This window comes from Pumilibacter muris (assembly GCF_943193045.1).
In the GTDB taxonomy this organism is placed as follows: domain Bacteria; phylum Bacillota; class Clostridia; order Christensenellales; family Pumilibacteraceae; genus Pumilibacter; species Pumilibacter muris.
Genome location: NZ_CALPCN010000002.1, coordinates 36,778 through 55,534, shown reverse-complemented (window position 1 = coordinate 55,534; position 18,757 = coordinate 36,778). Strand labels below are relative to the sequence as shown.

Sequence of the window (18,757 nt, the reverse complement as noted above, 5' to 3'; positions counted from 1 at the left end):
TCTTGCGTGGAAAAATTTTCTTTTTTGTTTTCGCATAAAAAACATTTTAAAACAGGAGGTTACGGTTTTTATAATGAGCAGAATAAAAAAACTTATCGCGGTAGTGCTGTCGTGCTTAATGCTTTTTGCGCTTGTCGCTTGCGACAGCGTAAAGAATCCGAGCGATTCGAACAATCCGGGAGAAGACGACAATACGAACGTATACGTCCCTTACGACGAAAATTTGCGCGTGGAAGACACCCGTTCGCTCACTCCTCAGCAATACACAATGTATAACACTACGGGAGTAGACGATTTCGGCAGAACAATTCTTACGGTAGACGGGCAGGAAAACGGCGACAAATATGTGGGGCTTTTCTACTTTCTTTGGCTCGGCACTCACGCGCAAGGCAAAGTGATTTTCGACATCTCCAAAATCACTAAGGACGGACAAGACAACGACGCTTTCCAAACCGACACGCCCGACACGCCTACCGGCTATTACCACCACTGGGGCGAATCCGCTTTCGGATATTACAATTCCACCGACGAGTGGGTTATTCGCAAGCATGTGGAAATGTTTGTGGCGGCGGGAATAGATTTTCTCGTGTTCGACTGCACGAACGGATTCACCTATCAAAATGTGGCGAAAGTATTGTTCGACGTGCTTTTGGAATATCAAGAGGCGGGTTGGAACGTTCCCAAAATTATGTATTACCTCGCCACTCCGAGCAGTTATCTTCGCTGTTTGAAAGAGGTGTATAACTTCGCCTACGCAACCGACACATATAAATCGTTGTGGTTCTGTCCCGACGGAAAGCCGCTTATTACCATGCATCAGGATTTTTACGATAAGGGCGCGGCTCAATATTACGGACTCAATATGTCGGACGCTACCGAAAAAGCAATGTTCGAGCTTTTCGAGTTTAAAGCGCGTCAGTGGCCTAACGAGGCGCCTGAGGAAGAAGGCGTGCCGTGGATGGATTTTAATTATCCGCAATATAACCACAACGGTTGGATGAACGTTTCGATAGGGCAACACGTTACAATTCGTTTCTCCGACCTTGTGGGAACGCAGGCGCGCGGCTACGACCCCACCACTATGGTTACCGACCATTCGCGTTGGAGGGAGGATATAAACTTTCAAGGGCAATGGAAAACCGTTCTCGATAATAAAGACGACGTGCGTTTTGCGTTTATGACAGGTTGGAACGAATGGATTGCTATTAAAATGAAAGACGCGAACGGAGTTTATTTCACTGTGGACACCTACAACGCCGAGTATTCGCGCGATATAGAACCGTCGGAAAACAACGGCGACAATTCGTATCTACTAATGACGCAAAAAGTTCGGGAGTATAACTATACCGAAGCGAAACACTATATCTACCCCAAAACTACGCTCGATATAACGAAAGACGACGAAGCGTGGGCAAACGTTAAGGCGGAATACGTTGACTTTACGAACGACTGCAAAGACCGCGACGCGAAAGGGTATACTTACGATAAAATCCTAACTCCCAAATATGTCGATAGGTCGGGCAGAAACGACATTTCAACCGTAAAGGTTGCGCGCGACGACGAATACGTTTATTTCCGCGTGACTGTTGCGGGTGAGAAAATTACCGACTATGAAAGCGGCGACAAGGGCTGGATGAATATTTGGCTTAAAACGCAGAACGCAACCGAAAGCTACAACGGCTATAACTATGTGCTTAACCGCTCGGTAGACGGCAACAAAACTACCGTTCAAAAAGCGAGCGGCGGCAAGTTGGTTGATTGCGGCACTGCGGATTTGTTTGTTGAGGGCAACGTTATGGTTGTAAGAGCCAAACTTTCCGATTTGGGGCTAAGCGCAACAAATTACGATATAGAGTTCAAAGTTACCGACAACGTGAAAGAAGCCGACGAATTTAATTATCTCGACTATTACCGCACGGGCGACAGCGCTCCCATAGGCAGACTCAATTATAAGTACGGTTATTGATTTATTGTTGCAAGGAGTCTCGCACCCGTAATTTAACGAAACAAAAAAGCGACGGTTATTAAAATCGTCGCTTTTTGTTATGCTGTTTTTAATTGTTGAGCGTTTTAATAAACTTGCAGTTTTGAATTATCGTTTTTACTTTAAACAGGTGTTTCCGTAGCTGTCGGTTGCAACAAGAAGTTCTACGTTTTCAATATATAGCTTGCGCACCGCTTCGCAGCCGAGTTCGGGATACGCCACAAGCTCGCAACTTTTTATTTTGTGCTTATAAAGCGCGCCCGCTCCGCCTATTGCGGCGAAATATATTGCGCCGTGTTTTTTAACGGCGTCGTTTACTTCGGGGCTTCGTTTTCCTTTTCCGAGCATAACTTTAACGCCCGCTTCCATTAAGGCGGGGGCGTAGTCGTCCATTCTCGAACTTGTGGTGGGGCCGCAACTGCCTATAATTTCGCCGTTGCAAGCGGGAGTAGGTCCGCAATAATAAATCGCCGCGCCGCTTAAATCGAACGGGAGAGGCTCGCCGTTTTTCAGCGCTTCGCAAATTTTTTTATGCGCCGCATCGCGTGCCGTCAGCACGAAGCCGGATATTTCCACAATATCGCCGCAACGAAGTTCCGCCGCGCTTTCGGGCGAAAGCGGCAAATCGTAATGTTTCATAATGCTTATCTCCTATTTTTTTGCGAGCAAAGCCGAGTATGTCCGTTAAAAAACAATTTCGAATTTTCTGTCGCTATGGCATTGAATCGTTACGCCTACGGGCAACATGCCTATATGAGTGGGCGCCGTCATAACGTGCGCCGACAGCGCCGTTATGCTTCCGCCAAAACCCTGAGCGCCTATCCCCGTTTCGTTCACCGCTTTAAGTATGCGTTTTTCGAGTTCCGTCTCGTCGGCGCGTTTCGGCTTATCGGTAAAAACGAGCGCTTTTTTGCTGAGAAGCGCGCACAAGTCCATAGTGCCGCCTATTCCCACTCCGAGAATAATAGGGGGGCACGGCGAAGAACCCGCCGATTTTACGCAATCCACAACGCAGTTCACAATTCCGTCCGTCCCCTTAGACGGTGTTAGCATATAAGTTTTGCTCATATTCTCGCTGCCCGCGCCCTTAGCCATATAGCGCACCGAAAGCGAGTCGCCCTCTATAATGTCGTAATGAATAACGGCGGGGGTGTTGGTTTGCGTGTTGAGCCGCGTGAGCGGGTCGGCAACCGACTTTCTGGCGGTGGAGTAGCCCTCTTGCACGGCTTTATTGAGCGCCGCCGTAAGTTCGCCTTTTATTCTAAGTTGTTGCCCAACCGACACGAAAAGCATTGCTTGTCCGCAATCTTGGCAAGCGTAGGCGTTTTCTCGCGCGGCAAGCTCGTCGTTTTGCACTATTTGCCCGAGCGCCCATTTGCAGAGCGCCGAAGTTTCGTTTTGCTCGGCTTGTTTGAGCAGTTCGAGCGCTTTGCAATCCACATGGGTTAGCGCGCGTTTTATTCCGTCGGCTAAGGGAATAATTATATCGTCGGCTTTTAAAGTTCTCATGCGATTAGTATAGCATAATATTTTTGTAATGTAAAATTATTTGCAATTATTGCGATAATAAAGTATAATTAAGGCATGAGTCTTAAAATTTGCAGCCTGTTCAGCGGAAGCACGGGGAACTGTACTTACGTTGCGGGCGGAAATACCGAACTTATTATAGACGCGGGCGTGGCGCTCGGCAGAATAGAGAAAGCTCTTAAAGTGCTCGGTTCCGATTGCGGGCGGGTGAGCGTGCTCGTAACGCACCGCCATTCCGACCACACGGCGGGGCTCGCCGCTTTAATGAAAAAATATCCGTCGGTGCAGGTGTACGCGCACGAACGGACTGCGGCGGAACTCGAACGGACGGGAGCGTTCTCCCGAAAATTCCGCACTTTTTCGTTCGAAGATTTTTATGTGGGCGACATAACGGTGTCGCCGCTCGCTTTGAGTCACGACGTTTTTTGCGTCGGATTTAATCTTATGTGCGGAGGAAAGAAAATATCTTACGTTACCGACACGGGGTATCTTCCGGACGGAGTGTTGGAGTCGGCGCAAGACAGCGACCTTGTTATGCTCGAATGTAATCATTCGCCCGAACTTTTGGCGGCGAACCGTTCGTATTCCCATGCGTTAAAGCTTCGAATTTTGAGCGCGAAAGGGCATTTATCTAACGAGGACTGCGCGCAGGCTATTGTTAAGCTTGCAAAACACGGCGTGCGCCATTTTATTCTCGCGCACCTCAGCCGCGAAAACAACTACCCCGAACTTGCTTATGACGTTTGCCGCCGAGCTCTTGCGGCGTCGGGAACCGCGCCCGACGTTGGACTTGAAGTGGCTTGCGCCGATAGGTTTACGGCTCTTATGGAAATAGTGTGAGCGGGAGATTTAAATGCGTATGAATGTTAAGGAAAGAAAGAGAAAAGAAGTAGGGATAGACGGCGTTCTTATTTACTTGCTCGCAATAGCGGCTAATCTTGCCGCGCAGTTTTTGGTTTCGATTGCGGCGGAAGTGGCGGACGCGGCGTTCGGAAAAAACATAGCTAACAGCGATTATTTTCAGTTTGCGGCTATGCTTTGCTTTCAGATTGCGTTTTTCTCGGTGCCGTGCATATATTACGGTGTGATTAAAAAATATACTCCCGTTTTATCCGCTCCCTTAAAAAAGCCCGAACCGAACATTTTTTTAAGTTTGTTGTTGCCCGTTCTCTGCATTGCGGGTTTTATAATTCCCGCGCAGTATTTTTCGGTGTTCTTATATAAAATAGGCTATAATTTGAGCGCGGGAATAAATTTCGACACTCCCGGCAAATTAGCGTTTGGAATTATTCTCGTGGTTATTATCGCGCCGTGCGTGGAAGAACTCATATTTCGCGGATTTCTTTTAAGCGGATTGCGCACAAAATTCAATAAATACGCGGCGGCGGCTTTGTGCGCGGCGGCGTTCTCGCTTATGCACATGAACCCCGAACAAACGGTTTATCAATTTTTTCTCGGGTTTGTTTGCGCCCTCGCCGCAATCGAGAGCGGCAATTTGCTTGCGCCGATAATAATTCACGGATTGAGCAATTTAATAGCAGTATTGCTCGATTTTAACCCCATAGCCGAATATGTGAACAGGTTGTTCTCGTTCTTTTCCTCCCACGTCGCGGCAACGGTGTTTATTGCGTTGGGGCTTGCGCTCGCGTGTTCGGCGGCTATACTTTTTGTATGCCGACTTATGGGCAAACTGAAAAAGAAAACGACGGTCTGCGGCGAATCGGTTGAAAAACTCGAAGAGCACGAAGAAGAGGAGAGCGAACAGGTTGAGGCGAAAAAATTTGTTCCGTTGGTTCCTCCCGCAAACGGCGCTTCAAAGCCGCAAACGCTTTACGCCAAAAGCGGTAAAAAAACCGGGCTTGCGATATATATAGCCGCAATAGGATTGTGCGCGCTTATGTGGGTGTTCGTGTTTGTTGTAAGCATGATGTAAGAAAATTTTCCGCCGTTCTAACAATTTAAAGGAGTTTTGTTTTATGGAAAATGCAATAGCGCTATATCACGAAAGAGCGGAGTCGGTCAGCCGCCAAAAGCAATACCGCGTTATGGCTTTGCTCACGTTTTGCGTAGCCGTAGCGTTGCCCGTTGTGCGGCTGATTTCGTATTATTTGCCTATCGAAAACGAGACTGTTTCCGACCTTGTTTTCACGGTTTTAATTCAGGTGTGCGTTCTCACCGTTATGCCGTTTCTTTTCTATAAGTTTATGCTTAAAATGAGCGTTAAGCAAATTTTTGCGTTTTCGAGTTTTAAAAAGACAAAATGGTTCAACCTTGCGCTTGCGGTTCCCATCGGAATATGTTGCCATGTGGTTACAATATGGGTTAGCAGCGTTTGGCAAAATATTTTAATGTCGCTCGGTTACACCCACAGTTCGAGCCCGTTGCCCGAAGTTTTTTCTGCGGGCGGAATGATTTTGGCAATAGTTTTAACGGGAATTTTGCCGGGATTTTGCGAGGAGTTTTTCAATCGCGGCGGTTTGCTGACTACTGTGCGCGGAAGCTTTCCTATGGTTACGGCGATTATAATTATGGGAATGGAATTCGGCTTGTTTCACCAAAACATAACGCAAGTTTTCTACACTATGATTTTCGGCGCGTTTATGGTTTTTGTCACGCTTAAAGTAAAAAGCGTTTTTCCCGCTATGATTATTCATTTTGTGAACAACACGTTTGCGGTTATAAACGACTATTGCAGCGAATACGGCTTTCTGAACGGAGGGTTCTACGAAATTATTTACGGCGCCGCCGACACGCGCCCGGAGCTTTTGCTGTTTATGTTCGCGGTTTTCGCCGCCGTTTTGGTGGGACTCACGTTTTTGCTCGTGAATCTTAATTCCGCCAAACGTTTGGCGGCTAAAAAAGACGTTATAGCGTCGTCGGGATACGACCATACTAACAATCGCGTGGTGCTTGTCGGAGAGGAAGACAAAGAAAAGGTGCGCGAACTCGGACTCGACAAAGAAGTGTACGGAGAAAAACTCAAAGAAGATTTGTATAAGCCCACTATGCGCGATAACGCGTTCTTTTTCGGCGCCGTTGCGGTGAGCGTGCTAACAACTCTGTTCTCGTTTATATTCGGGTATATAATATAGAATGAAATCGGTTTGTGTTACTTGCGTCGGAAAACTGAAAGAAAGATATTTTGCCGACGCGGTTGCGGAATACGCCAAGCGCTTAAATAAATATTGCAAACTTACGGTAAACGAGGTTGACGACGTTGCGCACGCCGACGAAGTGCGGCGCGAAAGCGATTTTATACAAAAAACGTTTCGCGCGGGAGAATACCGTATTCTTGCCGACGTGGGCGGCGAACTTGTTTCGAGCGAAGAACTCTCCGAAATTTTGGAGAAGGCGTTCGGTTCGGGAAAGAGTTCGGTTCGGTTTATAATAGGCGGAAGTTGCGGCGTAGACGACCGAATACGCAAGTCCGCCGACAGGCGCGTAAGCTTTGGGCGGGTGACGTATCCGCATCAACTTATGCGAGTTATTTTGTTGGAGCAAATTTACAGAGCTTTCACCATAAGCGCGGGCACGCCGTATCATAAGTGACACGTCGGGCATAGGGCGCATATAAAGACAGGGTGGAGGTCTTTGTATGTATACCTACGGCGAGCTTTTGGACGACGTGAATTATCTTTCGCGCTTCGGCGTTGAAACGGGGTGCATAGGAGCGAGCAAATTCGGGCGGCTTATTCCGTTTGTGCATATCGAGGGCGGCGGAAAGCCTGTGCTCGTAACTGCGGGTATTCACGCCCGCGAGCATGTTTCGTCGCTGTTTGCCGTTAAGCAGATTTACAGATTTTTTTCGGCGCGCCACACGTCTGACGTTTGGTGGGTGCCTATGGTAAATCCCGACGGCAACGCGCTTATTGCCGACGGCGCGGAGGCTTTCGGGTTTGAAAAGAACCGTTTGATTGCGCTAAACGGAGGCAGCTCGAATTTTTCGCTTTGGAAAGCGAACGCGGCGGGCGTTGACCTTAACACTAATTTCGACGCCGAGTGGGGCAAGGGCAAGATGAATTCCCGTGCGGCGGGAAGCGAGAACTATGTGGGAGAGCGCCCGTTTTCAGAGCCCGAGACGATAGCGCTCGCCGAGTTTACGCAAAAAATAAAACCGTGCTTAACTCTTTCTTACCACGCTAAGGGGCACGAAATATATTACGAATTCGGGCAAAGCGGCGAGGCTCTCGAACGCGACCGCCGCATTGCCGAATACGCCGCGTCGCTAACGGGATTTTCGCTTATAAACGGAACGCGGGGCAGCGCGGGCGGATATAAAGATTGGTGCGTCAGCGCGCTTAAAATTCCGTCGCTCACGCTCGAACTTGCGCCCGACGAATTTAGCCACCCGCTTCCCGATTGCTCGGTTGCCGACGATTTCGAGCGCGAACCCATGCTTCCCGAAAAACTGTATGCGTTTATGGTTGAAAACGGATACGTTTAAATAAAAACGGAGAAAAACACTTTTATGAACGGAGAAAACACGGACGGTCGAAACGGCGGCTTTTGTGAAAGATATACCGAAAAAGAGAAAGAAAAATTTATGCGCGCCGCTCTTAAAGAGGCTTTTAAGGCGGGCGACGCTGGCGAAGTGCCTGTAGGCGCCGTTTTGGTTTTAAACGGCAAAATAGTGTCGCGCGGAAAGAACGAGCGCGAAACAAAAAAAGACCCTGCGGCGCATGCCGAAGTTGTGGCAATCAGAAAGGCGGGCAAAAAGCTCGGCAGGTGGAATTTATCCGACTGCGATTTGTTCGTTACGCTCGAGCCTTGCGTTATGTGCAGCGGCGCCGTTGTGTATTCGCGGATTCGCTCGGTTTATTACGGCGCCGCCGATTTGCGGTTCGGGTGTTGCGGCACGGTTATGAACCTTGCGCAAGACCCGCGCTTAAATCACCGCGCCGAAGTGGAGGGCGGAATTTTAGCGGAAGAATGCGTTCGACCTATTAAAGAATTTTTTCGGGATAAACGCAAGCTCGGCAAAAGAAAATTTATATCCGAAGAATAACGGAAAACAAGCGGCTTAAAGGCGTCCGCGACGCTTGACATTATTTCGTAAAGGGACTATAATTAAACTGTTATGGAAAACGTGTTCGGCATTATTTTGAAAGTGCGCTACGATTCCGTAGGCGACACCGCCTCTACGGAGCTTTTGGGCAAAACGATGCTCGACTGGGTGCGGCTCTCGCTCGGCGAGGCGCAGTTCGCGGCGGTTGAATTCGACGAGAATTTAGAAGTGCCGTTGCAGGTTAAGCACTATGCCGACGCAAGCAAGAAATATACTGTTGTGCTTTATTCCGACACTCCGCTAATCACTAAAAAAACGGTTGTAGACGCGGTTGCGGTTGCCGAAAACGGCAATTTGAACGTTGTGAGAATGACGCGCGGTTATGTTTTTCGCACCGCTTTTTTGCAGACGTGCGAAAAGCTTTACACGGAAAACACTCATTATTTTGCGGAAGAGGATTTTCTCACCGCAAATTCCCCGCACAATTTCGCGCTCATATCCGACGTGATGCGAAACAGGATTTTGCGCTACCACTCAGAGCGCGGAGTGCGTTTTTCCGATTTGGGCACAACGGTTGTGGAAGGCGACGTGGCTATAGCCGCAGGTGTCGAGGTGGGACCTCAAAATATTTTAAAGGGCAAAACGGTTGTGCGCGAGGGCGCTAAATTGCTTTACGCCAACGTGATAGAAGACGGAATAATAGGCGAGGGCGCAGAGATAAACAGCAGCAGAATTTATCGCAGCTATATAGGCGAGCGCACAAAAGTGGGTCCGTTCGCTTATATCCGACCCGACAGCATAATAGGTCCGGATTGCAGAATAGGCGATTTTGTGGAAATTAAAAAAAGCATAATAGGAACGGGTTGCAAAGTCAGCCACCTTTCGTATGTTGGCGATTGCGAAATGGGCAACGAATGCAACATAGGTTGCGGAGTGGTGTTTGTGAACTACGACGGAAAAGACAAATTCCGTTCCAAAGTGGGAAACCGCGTTTTTGTGGGGAGTAACAGCAACATTATAGCTCCCGTAGTGCTCGAAGACGGTTCTTTTATTGCGGCGGGCAGCACTCTTACGCAAGACGTTCCCGCAGGCGGCCTTGCAATAGCGCGCGCGCGTCAGGTGAATAAACCCGAATGGCAGGGCAATAAATTCGCTCCCAAACAATAATTTCAGATATAAACACCAAAGGAGTACATACAGAACAATGATAGCACACGGCAACAAGATTAAGCTGTTTGCGGGCAACGGAAGCCGAAAGCTCGCTCAGGCAATAGCGGACAAGCTCAAAATGCAGCTTTCGGATGCGGAAGTAGGCACTTTCAGCGATGGCGAATGCGCGATTCACATAGGCGAAACCGTTCGCGGTTGCGACGTGTTCGTTATTCAGAGCACGGCTTACCCCGTGAACGACAATCTTATGGAATTGCTCGTTATGATAGACGCGTTAAGACGTGCCAGCGCGGGCAGAATTACCGCCGTTATGCCGTATTTCGGCTACGCTCGGCAAGACCGCAAGGCTCGCGCGCGCGACCCCATAACCGCTAAACTCGTTGCCGACCTTCTTACGAGCGCGGGCGCCGACCGCGTGCTAACAATGGACTTGCACGCCGCTCAGATTCAAGGCTTTTTCGATATTCCCGTAGACCACCTTCTTGGAATACCGGTGCTCACCAAAGCTTTGTTAAAACAAGACTTTATGAAAGACAAAGACGAAATGATTGTCGTTTCGCCCGACGTCGGAAGCGTGGGCAGAGCGCGTCAAATGGCTCAAAAACTTAATCTGAATCTTGCCATTGTGGACAAGCGCAGACCCAAAGCGAACGTTATGGAAGTTATGAACATAGTGGGCGACGTTCGCGGCAAAAAATGCCTTTTGGTAGACGACATGATAGACACCGCAGGCACCATTACGCAAGGCGCCAAAGCTCTTATGGAAGTTGGCGGCGCAACAGCCGTATACGCTTGCTGCACGCACCCGGTGCTTTCGGGCCCCGCTATGGAACGGCTTGAAAACTCTGTTCTTAAAGAAATTTTCGTGCTCGACACAATAGAGCTTCCGCCCGAAAAACGCATACCCAAAATAAAGGAAGTTACCGTAGCGCCTATTTTCGCGGAAGCAATCGAATCGATTTACGCCGATTTGCCGGTTAGCAAATTATACGAATAAGCGTTCCCGCATTAAGCGAATAAAATTATAAAAAGTCCGAACAAAACCGTTCGGACTTTTTTTGCGCGCCCAAACCGCGAAAAATAAAAAAGTGCCATAACACGAATTAGGTAATATATTGTCGATTTTGCGCATATCTTTTTAATACGACGAAAAAAGAGGTAGCGCAATGAAAACTTACATAGTATCGCGCGCTCGGACGCTTGCCGAACACATAGCGGCAACGGGCGACACCGTGCGCGGCGCCGGAGAAAAGTTCGGCGTAAGCAAAAGCACCGTACACAAAGACGTTACCGAGCGGCTCCGAGACATAGACGCTCAGCTGTATATGCGGGTAAAAGAAATACTCGAACTCAATTTAAACGAAAGACACCTGCGAGGCGGCAACGCCACCAAAGAAAAATACAGACGGGAACGCGAAGAATAACATTATCGCCCAAACGAAAGTCGCTTAACTCGACTTGTGCGACTTACAAAAGAGTCCTTTGACGACGCGCATAAGAAGAAAATCATTACCCTCCTTAAAAAAGCGAACGACCGAAACGCACATTGTTCGGTCGTTCGTTTTTTGTTGCGTTCAAAGCGTTAAGGTGATATAATGTGAGAAAAGGAGAGGCGGTATTTTAAAGCTTTGCTGGCGCCTAAAACAAATATGCAAAAAATAACGGAAGAACAGCTTGAAAATTTGCTCGAAATAGAGCATTGCGCCGTTAGCTTGCGAGCTGACGGCGGAATAGCCGAAATTGCGCCGAGAATGTGCGTTTCAATCGATTTTTCAAATCTTTCCGACGGCGGAAATGTAACGTTTAAAGGATACACTGTTTTTTATGGCGAACGCGAGCGCACAAGCAAACGTTTCGATACCCTTGTTTCGTTTTTGCGCAAAATCGGGGCAAAACAAAGCGGCGAATACGTTCTCGAAAAAATAAACGACAGACACGGTTCCGTTGACGAATACGAGGCTGAAAAAGCTTTTATGGCGCTTGACGGAAACGGAATAACCGACAAGTATTTTCCGCTTGCCGACAGCTTCGAACTTGTTGCGCCTTTTTGCGGATACGACGAGATTTGCGACACTTGCCCCGAAGGCAGATTCAAACTCTCGCACAACGACGGGGAACGCGCGTTGCGCGCCGTTAAAGAACAAAGCAAAAATATGTTGCGCGAACTGTACGAGCGAGAGCTTTCCGAAGCTCAAAAAGAAAAATTGCCGCCTTTCGAAGAGCTGTGCGCCGACATAGAAAAAGAATGCGGAGAACACTCCTTAAAAGCGGAAGAGGGCGCGCTCGACGAGGACGAGAGCGAATTTATGTGCGACCTATTGTCGGAAGGAAAAGTAAAGTATTCGGAGCCGCATGACGTATTTTGGCACTTTTACAGCGAACTCGGTATGTTGAGGCGTTTCGAGCGTTCGGTTGAAATTCTTGAAAACAACACCGAAGAGAGAGCGCTCGATTACGAACTCGAAAAAGAGGAATGCGCGCCGCTCAAAAATAATCTGCTCTCGGTTATTCCGACCTTTTCTTGGCATTGTACGACGAGCGGACTAATGCACAAGGTCTTTCGGTTTACTCTCAATAACGACACCGCAAAATGGCTTAAAGAACGTTATTTCGGCAATAGCGACGAAAGCCCGTTCGAAGACCTCGCTTTTTATAAAGGCGATAAGCTGCTATATTCGGAATGCACTCACGAGGGATTCAGAAACGATTTTTCGAATGAACTTTCGCGCGTTAAGTAAAGTTCGCGCGCGCAAAATCCGTATGGTTTGCGTCAGTTCCAAAGGTTGTTTCTTTCGGGGTGGGTGAGCGCCGAAATCATGCGTTCTTTGGCTATGGGAATATCGCGCGTTATGTTTTTTATAAGATTTTTAACGTACTCGCGTTGGGTGTTGTGATTTGCGGGGCAAGGGTTATGCACAACGGGCAAATTCTCGTCGCGCGCAAGCGCGGTTACGTCCGCTTCGGTAATATACACAAACGGGCGTATAACAGTTATGCCGCTTCTGCTCATGTAAGCTTTGGGCGAAAACGTGGAGAGCCGCCCCTCGTAGAATAACGACAGCAAAAACGTTTCCGCAAGGTCGTCGGCATGGTGCCCGAGCGCAAGCTTATTGCACCCTAAGGCTTTCATTGCGCCCGCAAGCGCGCCTCTACGCATTTTGGAGCACAGCGAACAAGGATTCTTTTCTTTGCGCACGTTGAATATAACGTCGCCTATGTCGGTTTTTTCGAGCTTATACGGCACGTTCAACGAGTCACAAAATTTTTGCACGGGCGAATAGTCGGCGCCAAGCCCCAAATCTATTGTTACGGCGTGCAATTCGAACCGTTCGGGCGAAAAGCGGCGAAAAGCTGCGAGCGCCGCAAGAAGAGCAAGGCTGTCTTTGCCGCCCGAAACGCCTACCGCGATTTTGTCGGCGTCGTCTATTAGTTTGAGTTCCGAGCATGCTCTGCGCATACCCGACAGTATTTTTTGAATATTCATGCTTTTATTATAGTATATATCCGCCCGCTTTGGCAAGCTAAAACGCGGCAAGCGCGAAATAGTTGGCGCAAACAGTTGACTTTTAGGGTAAGCCTGAATTATAATATAAAGGCATAATTTCGGTTTAATGAGCAAATTTGTTCGCTTTTGCGAGTGAGTTTGCCGCAACTGCAAATTCGTTACAATAGCTAATTTATTATAAAGGGAGCTTGCGAATTTAGGCAAGCTGCTTTGCGACATAGGAGGTCGGCAGTTTAACATGAAAAGAACGTATCAACCCAAAAAGCGTGCGCAGAACAAGGTGCACGGATTCCGTAACCGTATGAAAACCAAATCGGGACGCAACGTGCTTAGCCGCAGAAGAAGAAAGGGCCGCGCACACATCACTCCCAAGCCGCTGGGTAGCAACTGATTTTTCGTATATAACGGTGGAACATAAGAGTCATTGCCAAAGCGATGGCTCTTTATACGCTAAAACGCGTTTTATGTTTTTAGAGGGAACAAGGTGCTTAACAAGCGTTACAGGCTCACAAAACGCGGCTCGTTCAACTATGTTTATAAAAAAGGCTCGTCGCAGTCTTGCGGCGCGATTCGCCTTACTTATGTTAGGGGAAAAGGACTTGCAAAGATAGGGGTGAGCGTTCCGAACACGGTTGGCAAGGCTGTGGTGCGCAATAAGGTTCGCAGAAGAATAAGAGCGGCGGCTCGGCTGCTTGTGAAACGTGTTAAACCCGCTCAAATAGTAATTTCGGCGCGTAAGGGTGCCGAAGCCCTGACATACGCGCAAATAGAGAGCTTTATAACCGAACTTTTTGAAAAGGTCGGACTGTTATATGAAAAAAAAGAAGCTGACGCCGCTTTTCGTAATTAAATATATTATAACGTTTAGGTGGCTTTTCGAAGGGCTTGTGCTCTTCTATAAAAAGTGCATATCGCCGCTTTTGCCGAACGTGTGCATGTATTATCCGAGTTGTTCGAGCTACATGCTTGAAGCCATTCGGAAATTCGGTGTGTTTCGCGGCGTTATTATGGGCGCGAAAAGAATATGGCGTTGTTCGCCGTGGGGCGAGGGCGGTTTCGACCCTGTGCCCGACAATCCAAAAGGAGACATGAAATGGCTTTTCTGATAGGCGCCGCCGCAGAGGCGATGAGCGACCCGGGCGGACTGTGGGAAATACTCATATTAAAAGTTTTTAAGTTTATAGGCAACTACGGTTGGAGAATAGTGTTTTTCACCGTTTGCTTAAAACTTTTGTTGTTGCCGCTCGATTTATTTCAGCGGTTCAAAATGCGCAAAAACCAGCTTATAACCGAAAGGTTAAAGCCTCAGCTCGAAAAGCTCCAACAGCAATACGCGGGCGATAGGCAAACGCTTTCGCAGAAGCAAATGGAGCTAAATAAGCGCGAGGGGTTCAGTTATTTTTCGAGTTGTTTGCCCATGATTGTGACGCTCGTAATTTTCTTTTACCTTTTTGCGGGGCTAAACAATATTTCGCAATATAAAAACCTTTATCAATACGCCGAGCTTTACGACGCTTACACGGTGGTGGAAACAGAGCTTAAAGACGTGGAGTTCGATAACGTTCAGGTTGGCGACGCGGTTATAACAACCTCGTGGAACAAGCTTAGCGCCGAGCAGGGCGAGCTAAACGCGAAAGAAGAAAAAACGGAAGAAGACAACAAAAGAATAACCGACTTGCAGCGCGCTATGGACAGAATAGAAAACGGCTATTCCGACACGAACGACGCGGGCGAAAGCACGCCTCATTTGTTCACGGGAATTAAAGACGGCGCAAAGTTCGAGATGTATTCCGTTAAAGATTTGGCGCAAAACGCCGCCGTTGAAAAGTACGGCGAAGTTGAAGAGTCGTTTTTGTGGGTTAGCAATATTTGGTCGCCGGACGTTCCTTGGCGCAAAGCGATTTTGTCGCACGACAATTTTATATCCAACATATCGGGCTACAAGACGTATAGTAAGGCGGCTAAAAAGCTGAAAATAAACAAAGACGAGCTCGACCAAACAAAGTTCGACGAAATGATTAGCGAAGCTAAGTATAACGCCGTTACGGGCAAACTTCGTTCGAACAAAGACTACAATAAGGTAAACGGCTTTTTGGTGTTGCCGTTGTTGTCGGTGGGGCTTAGCTTTTTGAGTCAGTTCATAACGAGCAGATTGCAAAAAAAATCGGGGCAGGCGGCTCCCGAAGGCGGTATGGGCGGAAGCATGAAAATGATGATGATTATTATGCCGCTTATGATGGGTATGTTCGCTCTAAGCTACACCGCAATGTTCACGCTTTATATAGTGGTGAACTCGGCGTCGACTATTTTAATTAACGTTGTAACGTCGGTAGCTATGGACGGAAAGAGCAAGAAAAAAGAAAAACAGCAAACTACGGGAATTCAAAAGTACGGACGCCCCGACCCCAAAGACTTATAATTGCACAGGCGCGCTCTTTACGGATATTTAATACCGAGCGTTTTAAAAATAGGGGGCGCAATAACAAAGAATTGCTATAAGGAGATTTTAACGGCAAAATGGAAAAACAGGTTGAATTTACGGGAAAAAAGGTTCAAGACGCGGTAAACGAGGGACTTGCCTCTTTGGGAATAACTCTCGACGACGCCGAAATCAAAATTCTTTCTAACGGCGGACTGTTCAAAAAAGCGAAAGTTCTCATTTGCTACGACGACGGACTGAAAGAGGGCGAAAAACCCGCGTCCGCAACTGTTAAAGAAAACCCCGCGTCGGCTCCCAAAACCGTGCAACAACAGGAAAAAAAGGAATTTAAAGCCGAAAAGAAAAAAGAACTCCGTTCCGAAAGGCAGACGTCGCCTGACGACGAGCCGCGTTGGGGAAGCGCTCCCATAAAGCGCGAACCTACAACAACGTCTAATTTCGGTAAATCGCAAAACAAGCCGCCTAAACGCGAATCGGCTTTGGAACTTAGCGAGCAAAGCGAAGATGTTGCGGCTGAAAACGCCGAACAATCGGAAGAAAAGCGCTACCGCAAAAAACAGAACCGCGAATCCGTTCTCCCCACCGAAGAACAGCTTTCGCTTGCGAAAGAATTCGTTACCGAAATGCTGTCGCTCATGAAAATAGAGGGAAGCGTTGAAATCGCGGTAAACGAGGGTATGAGAGTGAACCTCGAAACAGAAGACGCGCGCGTTATAGGGCACAGAGGCGAAGTTTTGGATTCCATGCAACAGCTTATTAGTTCGATTATAAACAACACTCACGGAAAGTTCGTGCACGTTACCGTTGACGGGCTCGGCTACCGCGACCGCAGAAAAGAAACTTTGGAAGGGCTTGCCCGCCGTATGGCGGATAAAGCGGTTCGCATTCGCAGAAAGGTGTCGCTCGACGCCATGAACAGCGCCGACCGCAGAATAGTGCATGCGGCGCTCGGCGAACGCGAAGACGTGTTTACGCGCAGCGAGGGTCATGAGCCCGCGCGCAGAGTGGTAATCGTTCCCAAACGCCGCTAAGGGGAGGTGTGCGAACGCTTATGAAGAAACTGCATAAATTTGTTATTGTGTTGCTTGCGCTGTCGGCGGTTTGCTGTTTGCTTGCGCTGTCGGCTTGTAGTAAAAAGAATACGGGGTACACCGTAAGTTTCGACGTTGCGGGCGGCTCAGCCTTAAAAACGGTTGTGTCGAGCGAAGAATTCGAGTTGCCCACTCCCGAACGCGACGGGCATACTTTCGCGGGGTGGTACGATTCCGCAGATTATTCGGGCGAAAAACTCGGCGCAAAATATAAGCCCGCCGAAAACGTTACGCTTTACGCGAAATGGCTTCCGTTTATTTTGGAACTTTCTCCAAACGGTTACACGGTTGTGTCGTGCGCGTCGGAAAGCGGCGAAGTGGAAGTTCCGAGCGAATTCGATGGCGTTGCCGTTACGGCGATAGGAAACGGCGCTTTTGCGAACGGAAAGGTCGCAACAATAAAATTGCCGTCGAGCGTAAACAAAATTTACGCGAGCGCGTTTATAAACTGCGGTTCGCTTAAAAGCATTGAACTGCCCGACGCCGTTACCGAAATAGGCGTGTCCGCATTTTCGGGTTGCGCGGCGCTCGAAACTGTTAAGCTTTCCGCCAAAACCGAAATTATAGGCGGTTCGGCGTTTTCGGGTTGCAAGGCGTTAAATACTATAAATATTCCCGCAGGCAAGGTTAGCGTGGGGCGCGACGCGTTTAAAGATTGCGTGGCTCTTGTTAAAACCGAAGGCGGGGTTAGCTATGTGAATACGAGCGTTATAGGGTGCGATAAAGACGCGGTTTCGGTAACGTTGCGTTCGGGCACCACCGGTGTGTTGAATTATGCGTTCGAAAATTGCGAAAAGCTTTCTTCGGTGACTTTTTCGGATAACTTAACGTTTATAGGCGATTCCGTTTTTAGCGGTTGCAAAGTGCTTAATTCCGTTAATTTGCCTACGTCGGTGGAAAGCATAGGCGACGCGGCTTTCTACGGTTGCGAAGAGCTTACCGCAATAACGGTGCCCGCAAAAGTTACTCAAATCGAATCTTACGCGTTTTACAACTGCAAAAAGCTTTCTTCGGTGACTTTCGAAGGGCAAATAACTTCAGTAGAATACGGCGCTTTCGGCAACTGCGCCGCGCTTACGAGCGTAACCTTTCCCGATACTTTGGAATATATAGGCTCCGCCGCGTTTAAAGGTTGCAATGCTCTCGGCGGCAAACTTGATTTGCCCGCTTCTCTGAAAAGAGTGGACAGCGAGGCTTTCCGTGCTACGGCTATAAATATTTTAACCGTTGAAGGTAAAACTACAATAGGAAATCATGCGTTTGGCGAATGTGTAAAACTTGGCGGAGTAGCGCTCGGAAACGGAGTAGAGCACATAGGTTACGGCGCGTTCGAGAACTGTTCCGACATAACACTGATTGTTTTGCCGGACAGCGTTAAGACTGTGGAAGAAAGAGCGTTCGCGGGTTGCTCGAAGTTGAAAACCGTGTCGCTCGGCAAGTCGCTTTCGGCGCTCGGCGCTAACGCTTTCGGAGCGGATTCAGATAAGTGCCCGATTACCCGCGTGAATTACATGGGAACAATAGAAGAGTGGTGCGCAATATCGTTTGCGCCCGATTCCAACCCCGTTACGATTTCGCACAATTTATATATCGACAACGTGCCCGTTACCGAAATAGAATTGTTTAACAACGTATCCGACGGCGAAGAACCCTCCGATAAAATTACCGTTACCGAAATAAGCGATTATGCGTTCGACGGTCTTACGGGGCTTACGCGCGTTTGTTTGGGCTCGAACGTTACCAAAATAGGAGACAACGCGTTTCGCGGAACTTCGGTTGAGGCGACATACTTTGCGGGTAGCTCGTTCGAATGGCTTGTTATTGCGCAAGGAGAGGGCAACGATTTGCTCGGTGAAACCGTGCGCTATTACAGCGAAACCGAGCCTATTGAGGGTGACACGCTTAAATATTGGCATTACGTCGGCGGCGTTATAACCGAGTGGTAAGATTATAGTTTTATAGAGAAAAGTTTTAAAAACGACAAAAGGGTAAAACACTTTTCAAGGTGCTTTACCCTTCTTTTTAGCTTCTTGCG

General features: G+C 48.2%; 19 protein-coding genes and 1 pseudogene. 17 read left to right on the top strand and 3 right to left on the bottom strand.

Features of this window, described 5'->3' with window-relative positions:
• The first annotated feature begins 73 nt into the window (after window positions 1-73).
• Window positions 74-1,966, top strand: coding sequence for a hypothetical protein (locus NFR62_RS02885; protein WP_251613730.1), 1,893 nt, complete (start codon window positions 74-76; stop codon window positions 1,964-1,966).
• A 135-nt stretch (window positions 1,967-2,101) separates the two neighbouring features.
• Here the strand turns inward: NFR62_RS02885 and NFR62_RS02880 are convergent, their stop codons facing one another.
• Complete coding sequence (locus NFR62_RS02880) at window positions 2,102-2,623, bottom strand: FumA C-terminus/TtdB family hydratase beta subunit (RefSeq protein WP_251613727.1); 522 nt, start codon at window positions 2,621-2,623, stop codon at window positions 2,102-2,104.
• A gap of 45 nt (window positions 2,624-2,668) precedes the next feature.
• A complete protein-coding gene (locus tag NFR62_RS02875; protein WP_251613724.1) occupies window positions 2,669-3,493 on the bottom strand; it encodes a fumarate hydratase in 825 nt (274 codons plus the stop codon).
• Between the two features lie 75 nt (window positions 3,494-3,568).
• Between NFR62_RS02875 and NFR62_RS02870 the strand changes: the two genes are divergently transcribed.
• The 10 genes and pseudogenes from NFR62_RS02870 (at window position 3,569) to NFR62_RS02825 (ending at window position 12,424) form a co-directional block, all read left to right on the top strand.
• Window positions 3,569-4,351, top strand: coding sequence for an MBL fold metallo-hydrolase (locus tag NFR62_RS02870; protein ID WP_251613721.1), 783 nt, complete (start codon window positions 3,569-3,571; stop codon window positions 4,349-4,351).
• 19 nt (window positions 4,352-4,370) lie between these two features.
• Window positions 4,371-5,444, top strand: a complete 1,074-nt coding sequence (locus NFR62_RS02865; protein ID WP_251613718.1) for a CPBP family intramembrane glutamic endopeptidase — start codon at window positions 4,371-4,373, stop codon at window positions 5,442-5,444.
• Between the two features lie 43 nt (window positions 5,445-5,487).
• Window positions 5,488-6,603: a CPBP family intramembrane glutamic endopeptidase gene (locus NFR62_RS02860; RefSeq protein WP_251613715.1), complete on the top strand. Its 1,116-nt coding sequence runs from the start codon at window positions 5,488-5,490 to the stop codon at window positions 6,601-6,603.
• A 1-nt stretch (window position 6,604) separates the two neighbouring features.
• Window positions 6,605-7,060, top strand: coding sequence for a 23S rRNA (pseudouridine(1915)-N(3))-methyltransferase RlmH (locus NFR62_RS02855; protein ID WP_251613714.1), 456 nt, complete (start codon window positions 6,605-6,607; stop codon window positions 7,058-7,060).
• 46 nt (window positions 7,061-7,106) lie between these two features.
• A complete protein-coding gene (locus NFR62_RS02850) occupies window positions 7,107-7,955 on the top strand; it encodes a M14 family zinc carboxypeptidase (RefSeq protein WP_251613697.1) in 849 nt (282 codons plus the stop codon).
• A gap of 24 nt (window positions 7,956-7,979) precedes the next feature.
• Entirely contained in the window at window positions 7,980-8,516 is a 537-nt protein-coding gene (gene tadA, locus NFR62_RS02845; protein WP_251613694.1) for a tRNA adenosine(34) deaminase TadA, read from the top strand.
• Between the two features lie 693 nt (window positions 8,517-9,209).
• Window positions 9,210-9,683 (top strand): annotated as a pseudogene (locus tag NFR62_RS10235) (GlgC family sugar phosphate nucleotidyltransferase); the annotation flags it as partial.
• A 37-nt stretch (window positions 9,684-9,720) separates the two neighbouring features.
• Window positions 9,721-10,683 (top strand): ribose-phosphate pyrophosphokinase, encoded by a 963-nt coding sequence (locus NFR62_RS02835; protein WP_251613688.1) that lies wholly within the window; start codon window positions 9,721-9,723, stop codon window positions 10,681-10,683.
• A gap of 169 nt (window positions 10,684-10,852) precedes the next feature.
• Window positions 10,853-11,110, top strand: coding sequence for a sporulation transcriptional regulator SpoIIID (locus tag NFR62_RS02830; RefSeq protein ID WP_251613686.1), 258 nt, complete (start codon window positions 10,853-10,855; stop codon window positions 11,108-11,110).
• Between the two features lie 225 nt (window positions 11,111-11,335).
• On the top strand, window positions 11,336-12,424 hold the full coding sequence (locus NFR62_RS02825) for a hypothetical protein (RefSeq protein WP_251613683.1): 1,089 nt from the start codon (window positions 11,336-11,338) through the stop codon (window positions 12,422-12,424).
• Window positions 12,425-12,456: 32 nt separating this feature from the next.
• Here the strand turns inward: NFR62_RS02825 and NFR62_RS02820 are convergent, their stop codons facing one another.
• Window positions 12,457-13,164 carry a tRNA lysidine(34) synthetase gene (locus tag NFR62_RS02820; RefSeq protein ID WP_251614854.1) on the bottom strand — a complete coding sequence of 236 codons (708 nt, stop codon included), beginning with the start codon at window positions 13,162-13,164 and terminating at the stop codon, window positions 12,457-12,459.
• 265 nt (window positions 13,165-13,429) lie between these two features.
• Here NFR62_RS02820 and rpmH point away from each other — a divergent pair, with 265 nt between their 5' ends.
• From rpmH to NFR62_RS02790, 6 genes are all read left to right on the top strand, one after another.
• Window positions 13,430-13,582, top strand: a complete 153-nt coding sequence (gene rpmH, locus NFR62_RS02815) for a 50S ribosomal protein L34 (protein ID WP_251613680.1) — start codon at window positions 13,430-13,432, stop codon at window positions 13,580-13,582.
• Between the two features lie 93 nt (window positions 13,583-13,675).
• The gene (gene rnpA, locus NFR62_RS02810; RefSeq protein ID WP_251613663.1) at window positions 13,676-14,041 is read left to right on the top strand and encodes a ribonuclease P protein component; all 366 of its coding nucleotides are present in this window, start codon (window positions 13,676-13,678) and stop codon (window positions 14,039-14,041) included.
• Window positions 14,004-14,297 carry a membrane protein insertion efficiency factor YidD gene (yidD, locus tag NFR62_RS02805; protein ID WP_251613660.1) on the top strand — a complete coding sequence of 98 codons (294 nt, stop codon included), beginning with the start codon at window positions 14,004-14,006 and terminating at the stop codon, window positions 14,295-14,297. Before rnpA ends, yidD begins: the two co-directional genes overlap by 38 nt.
• Window positions 14,285-15,610 (top strand): YidC/Oxa1 family membrane protein insertase, encoded by a 1,326-nt coding sequence (locus tag NFR62_RS02800; protein WP_251613656.1) that lies wholly within the window; start codon window positions 14,285-14,287, stop codon window positions 15,608-15,610. The genes yidD and NFR62_RS02800 overlap by 13 nt, the downstream gene beginning before the upstream one ends.
• Before the next feature lie 98 nt (window positions 15,611-15,708).
• On the top strand, window positions 15,709-16,662 hold the full coding sequence (jag, locus tag NFR62_RS02795) for an RNA-binding cell elongation regulator Jag/EloR (protein ID WP_251613653.1): 954 nt from the start codon (window positions 15,709-15,711) through the stop codon (window positions 16,660-16,662).
• A gap of 20 nt (window positions 16,663-16,682) precedes the next feature.
• The gene (locus NFR62_RS02790; RefSeq protein WP_251613650.1) at window positions 16,683-18,668 is read left to right on the top strand and encodes a leucine-rich repeat protein; all 1,986 of its coding nucleotides are present in this window, start codon (window positions 16,683-16,685) and stop codon (window positions 18,666-18,668) included.
• The last annotated feature ends 89 nt before the right edge of the window (window positions 18,669-18,757 follow it).

Excerpts from the sequence above, each read along its gene's own strand:
- NFR62_RS02825 (WP_251613683.1), top strand. The coding sequence starts at position 11,336 with ATGCAAAAAATAACGGAAGAACAGCTTGAAAATTTGCTCGAAATAGAG.
- NFR62_RS02790 (WP_251613650.1), top strand. The coding sequence starts at position 16,683 with ATGAAGAAACTGCATAAATTTGTTATTGTGTTGCTTGCGCTGTCGGCG.
- rpmH (WP_251613680.1), top strand. The coding sequence starts at position 13,430 with ATGAAAAGAACGTATCAACCCAAAAAGCGTGCGCAGAACAAGGTGCAC.
- NFR62_RS02855 (WP_251613714.1), top strand. The coding sequence starts at position 6,605 with ATGAAATCGGTTTGTGTTACTTGCGTCGGAAAACTGAAAGAAAGATAT.
- yidD (WP_251613660.1), top strand. The coding sequence starts at position 14,004 with ATGAAAAAAAAGAAGCTGACGCCGCTTTTCGTAATTAAATATATTATA.
- tadA (WP_251613694.1), top strand. The coding sequence starts at position 7,980 with ATGAACGGAGAAAACACGGACGGTCGAAACGGCGGCTTTTGTGAAAGA.
- NFR62_RS02865 (WP_251613718.1), top strand. The coding sequence starts at position 4,371 with ATGAATGTTAAGGAAAGAAAGAGAAAAGAAGTAGGGATAGACGGCGTT.
- NFR62_RS02830 (WP_251613686.1), top strand. The coding sequence starts at position 10,853 with ATGAAAACTTACATAGTATCGCGCGCTCGGACGCTTGCCGAACACATA.
- jag (WP_251613653.1), top strand. The coding sequence starts at position 15,709 with ATGGAAAAACAGGTTGAATTTACGGGAAAAAAGGTTCAAGACGCGGTA.
- NFR62_RS02835 (WP_251613688.1), top strand. The coding sequence starts at position 9,721 with ATGATAGCACACGGCAACAAGATTAAGCTGTTTGCGGGCAACGGAAGC.
- NFR62_RS02800 (WP_251613656.1), top strand. The coding sequence starts at position 14,285 with ATGGCTTTTCTGATAGGCGCCGCCGCAGAGGCGATGAGCGACCCGGGC.
- NFR62_RS02885 (WP_251613730.1), top strand. The coding sequence starts at position 74 with ATGAGCAGAATAAAAAAACTTATCGCGGTAGTGCTGTCGTGCTTAATG.
- NFR62_RS02880 (WP_251613727.1), bottom strand. The coding sequence starts at position 2,623 with ATGAAACATTACGATTTGCCGCTTTCGCCCGAAAGCGCGGCGGAACTT.
- NFR62_RS02860 (WP_251613715.1), top strand. The coding sequence starts at position 5,488 with ATGGAAAATGCAATAGCGCTATATCACGAAAGAGCGGAGTCGGTCAGC.
- NFR62_RS02870 (WP_251613721.1), top strand. The coding sequence starts at position 3,569 with ATGAGTCTTAAAATTTGCAGCCTGTTCAGCGGAAGCACGGGGAACTGT.
- NFR62_RS02850 (WP_251613697.1), top strand. The coding sequence starts at position 7,107 with ATGTATACCTACGGCGAGCTTTTGGACGACGTGAATTATCTTTCGCGC.
- NFR62_RS02875 (WP_251613724.1), bottom strand. The coding sequence starts at position 3,493 with ATGAGAACTTTAAAAGCCGACGATATAATTATTCCCTTAGCCGACGGA.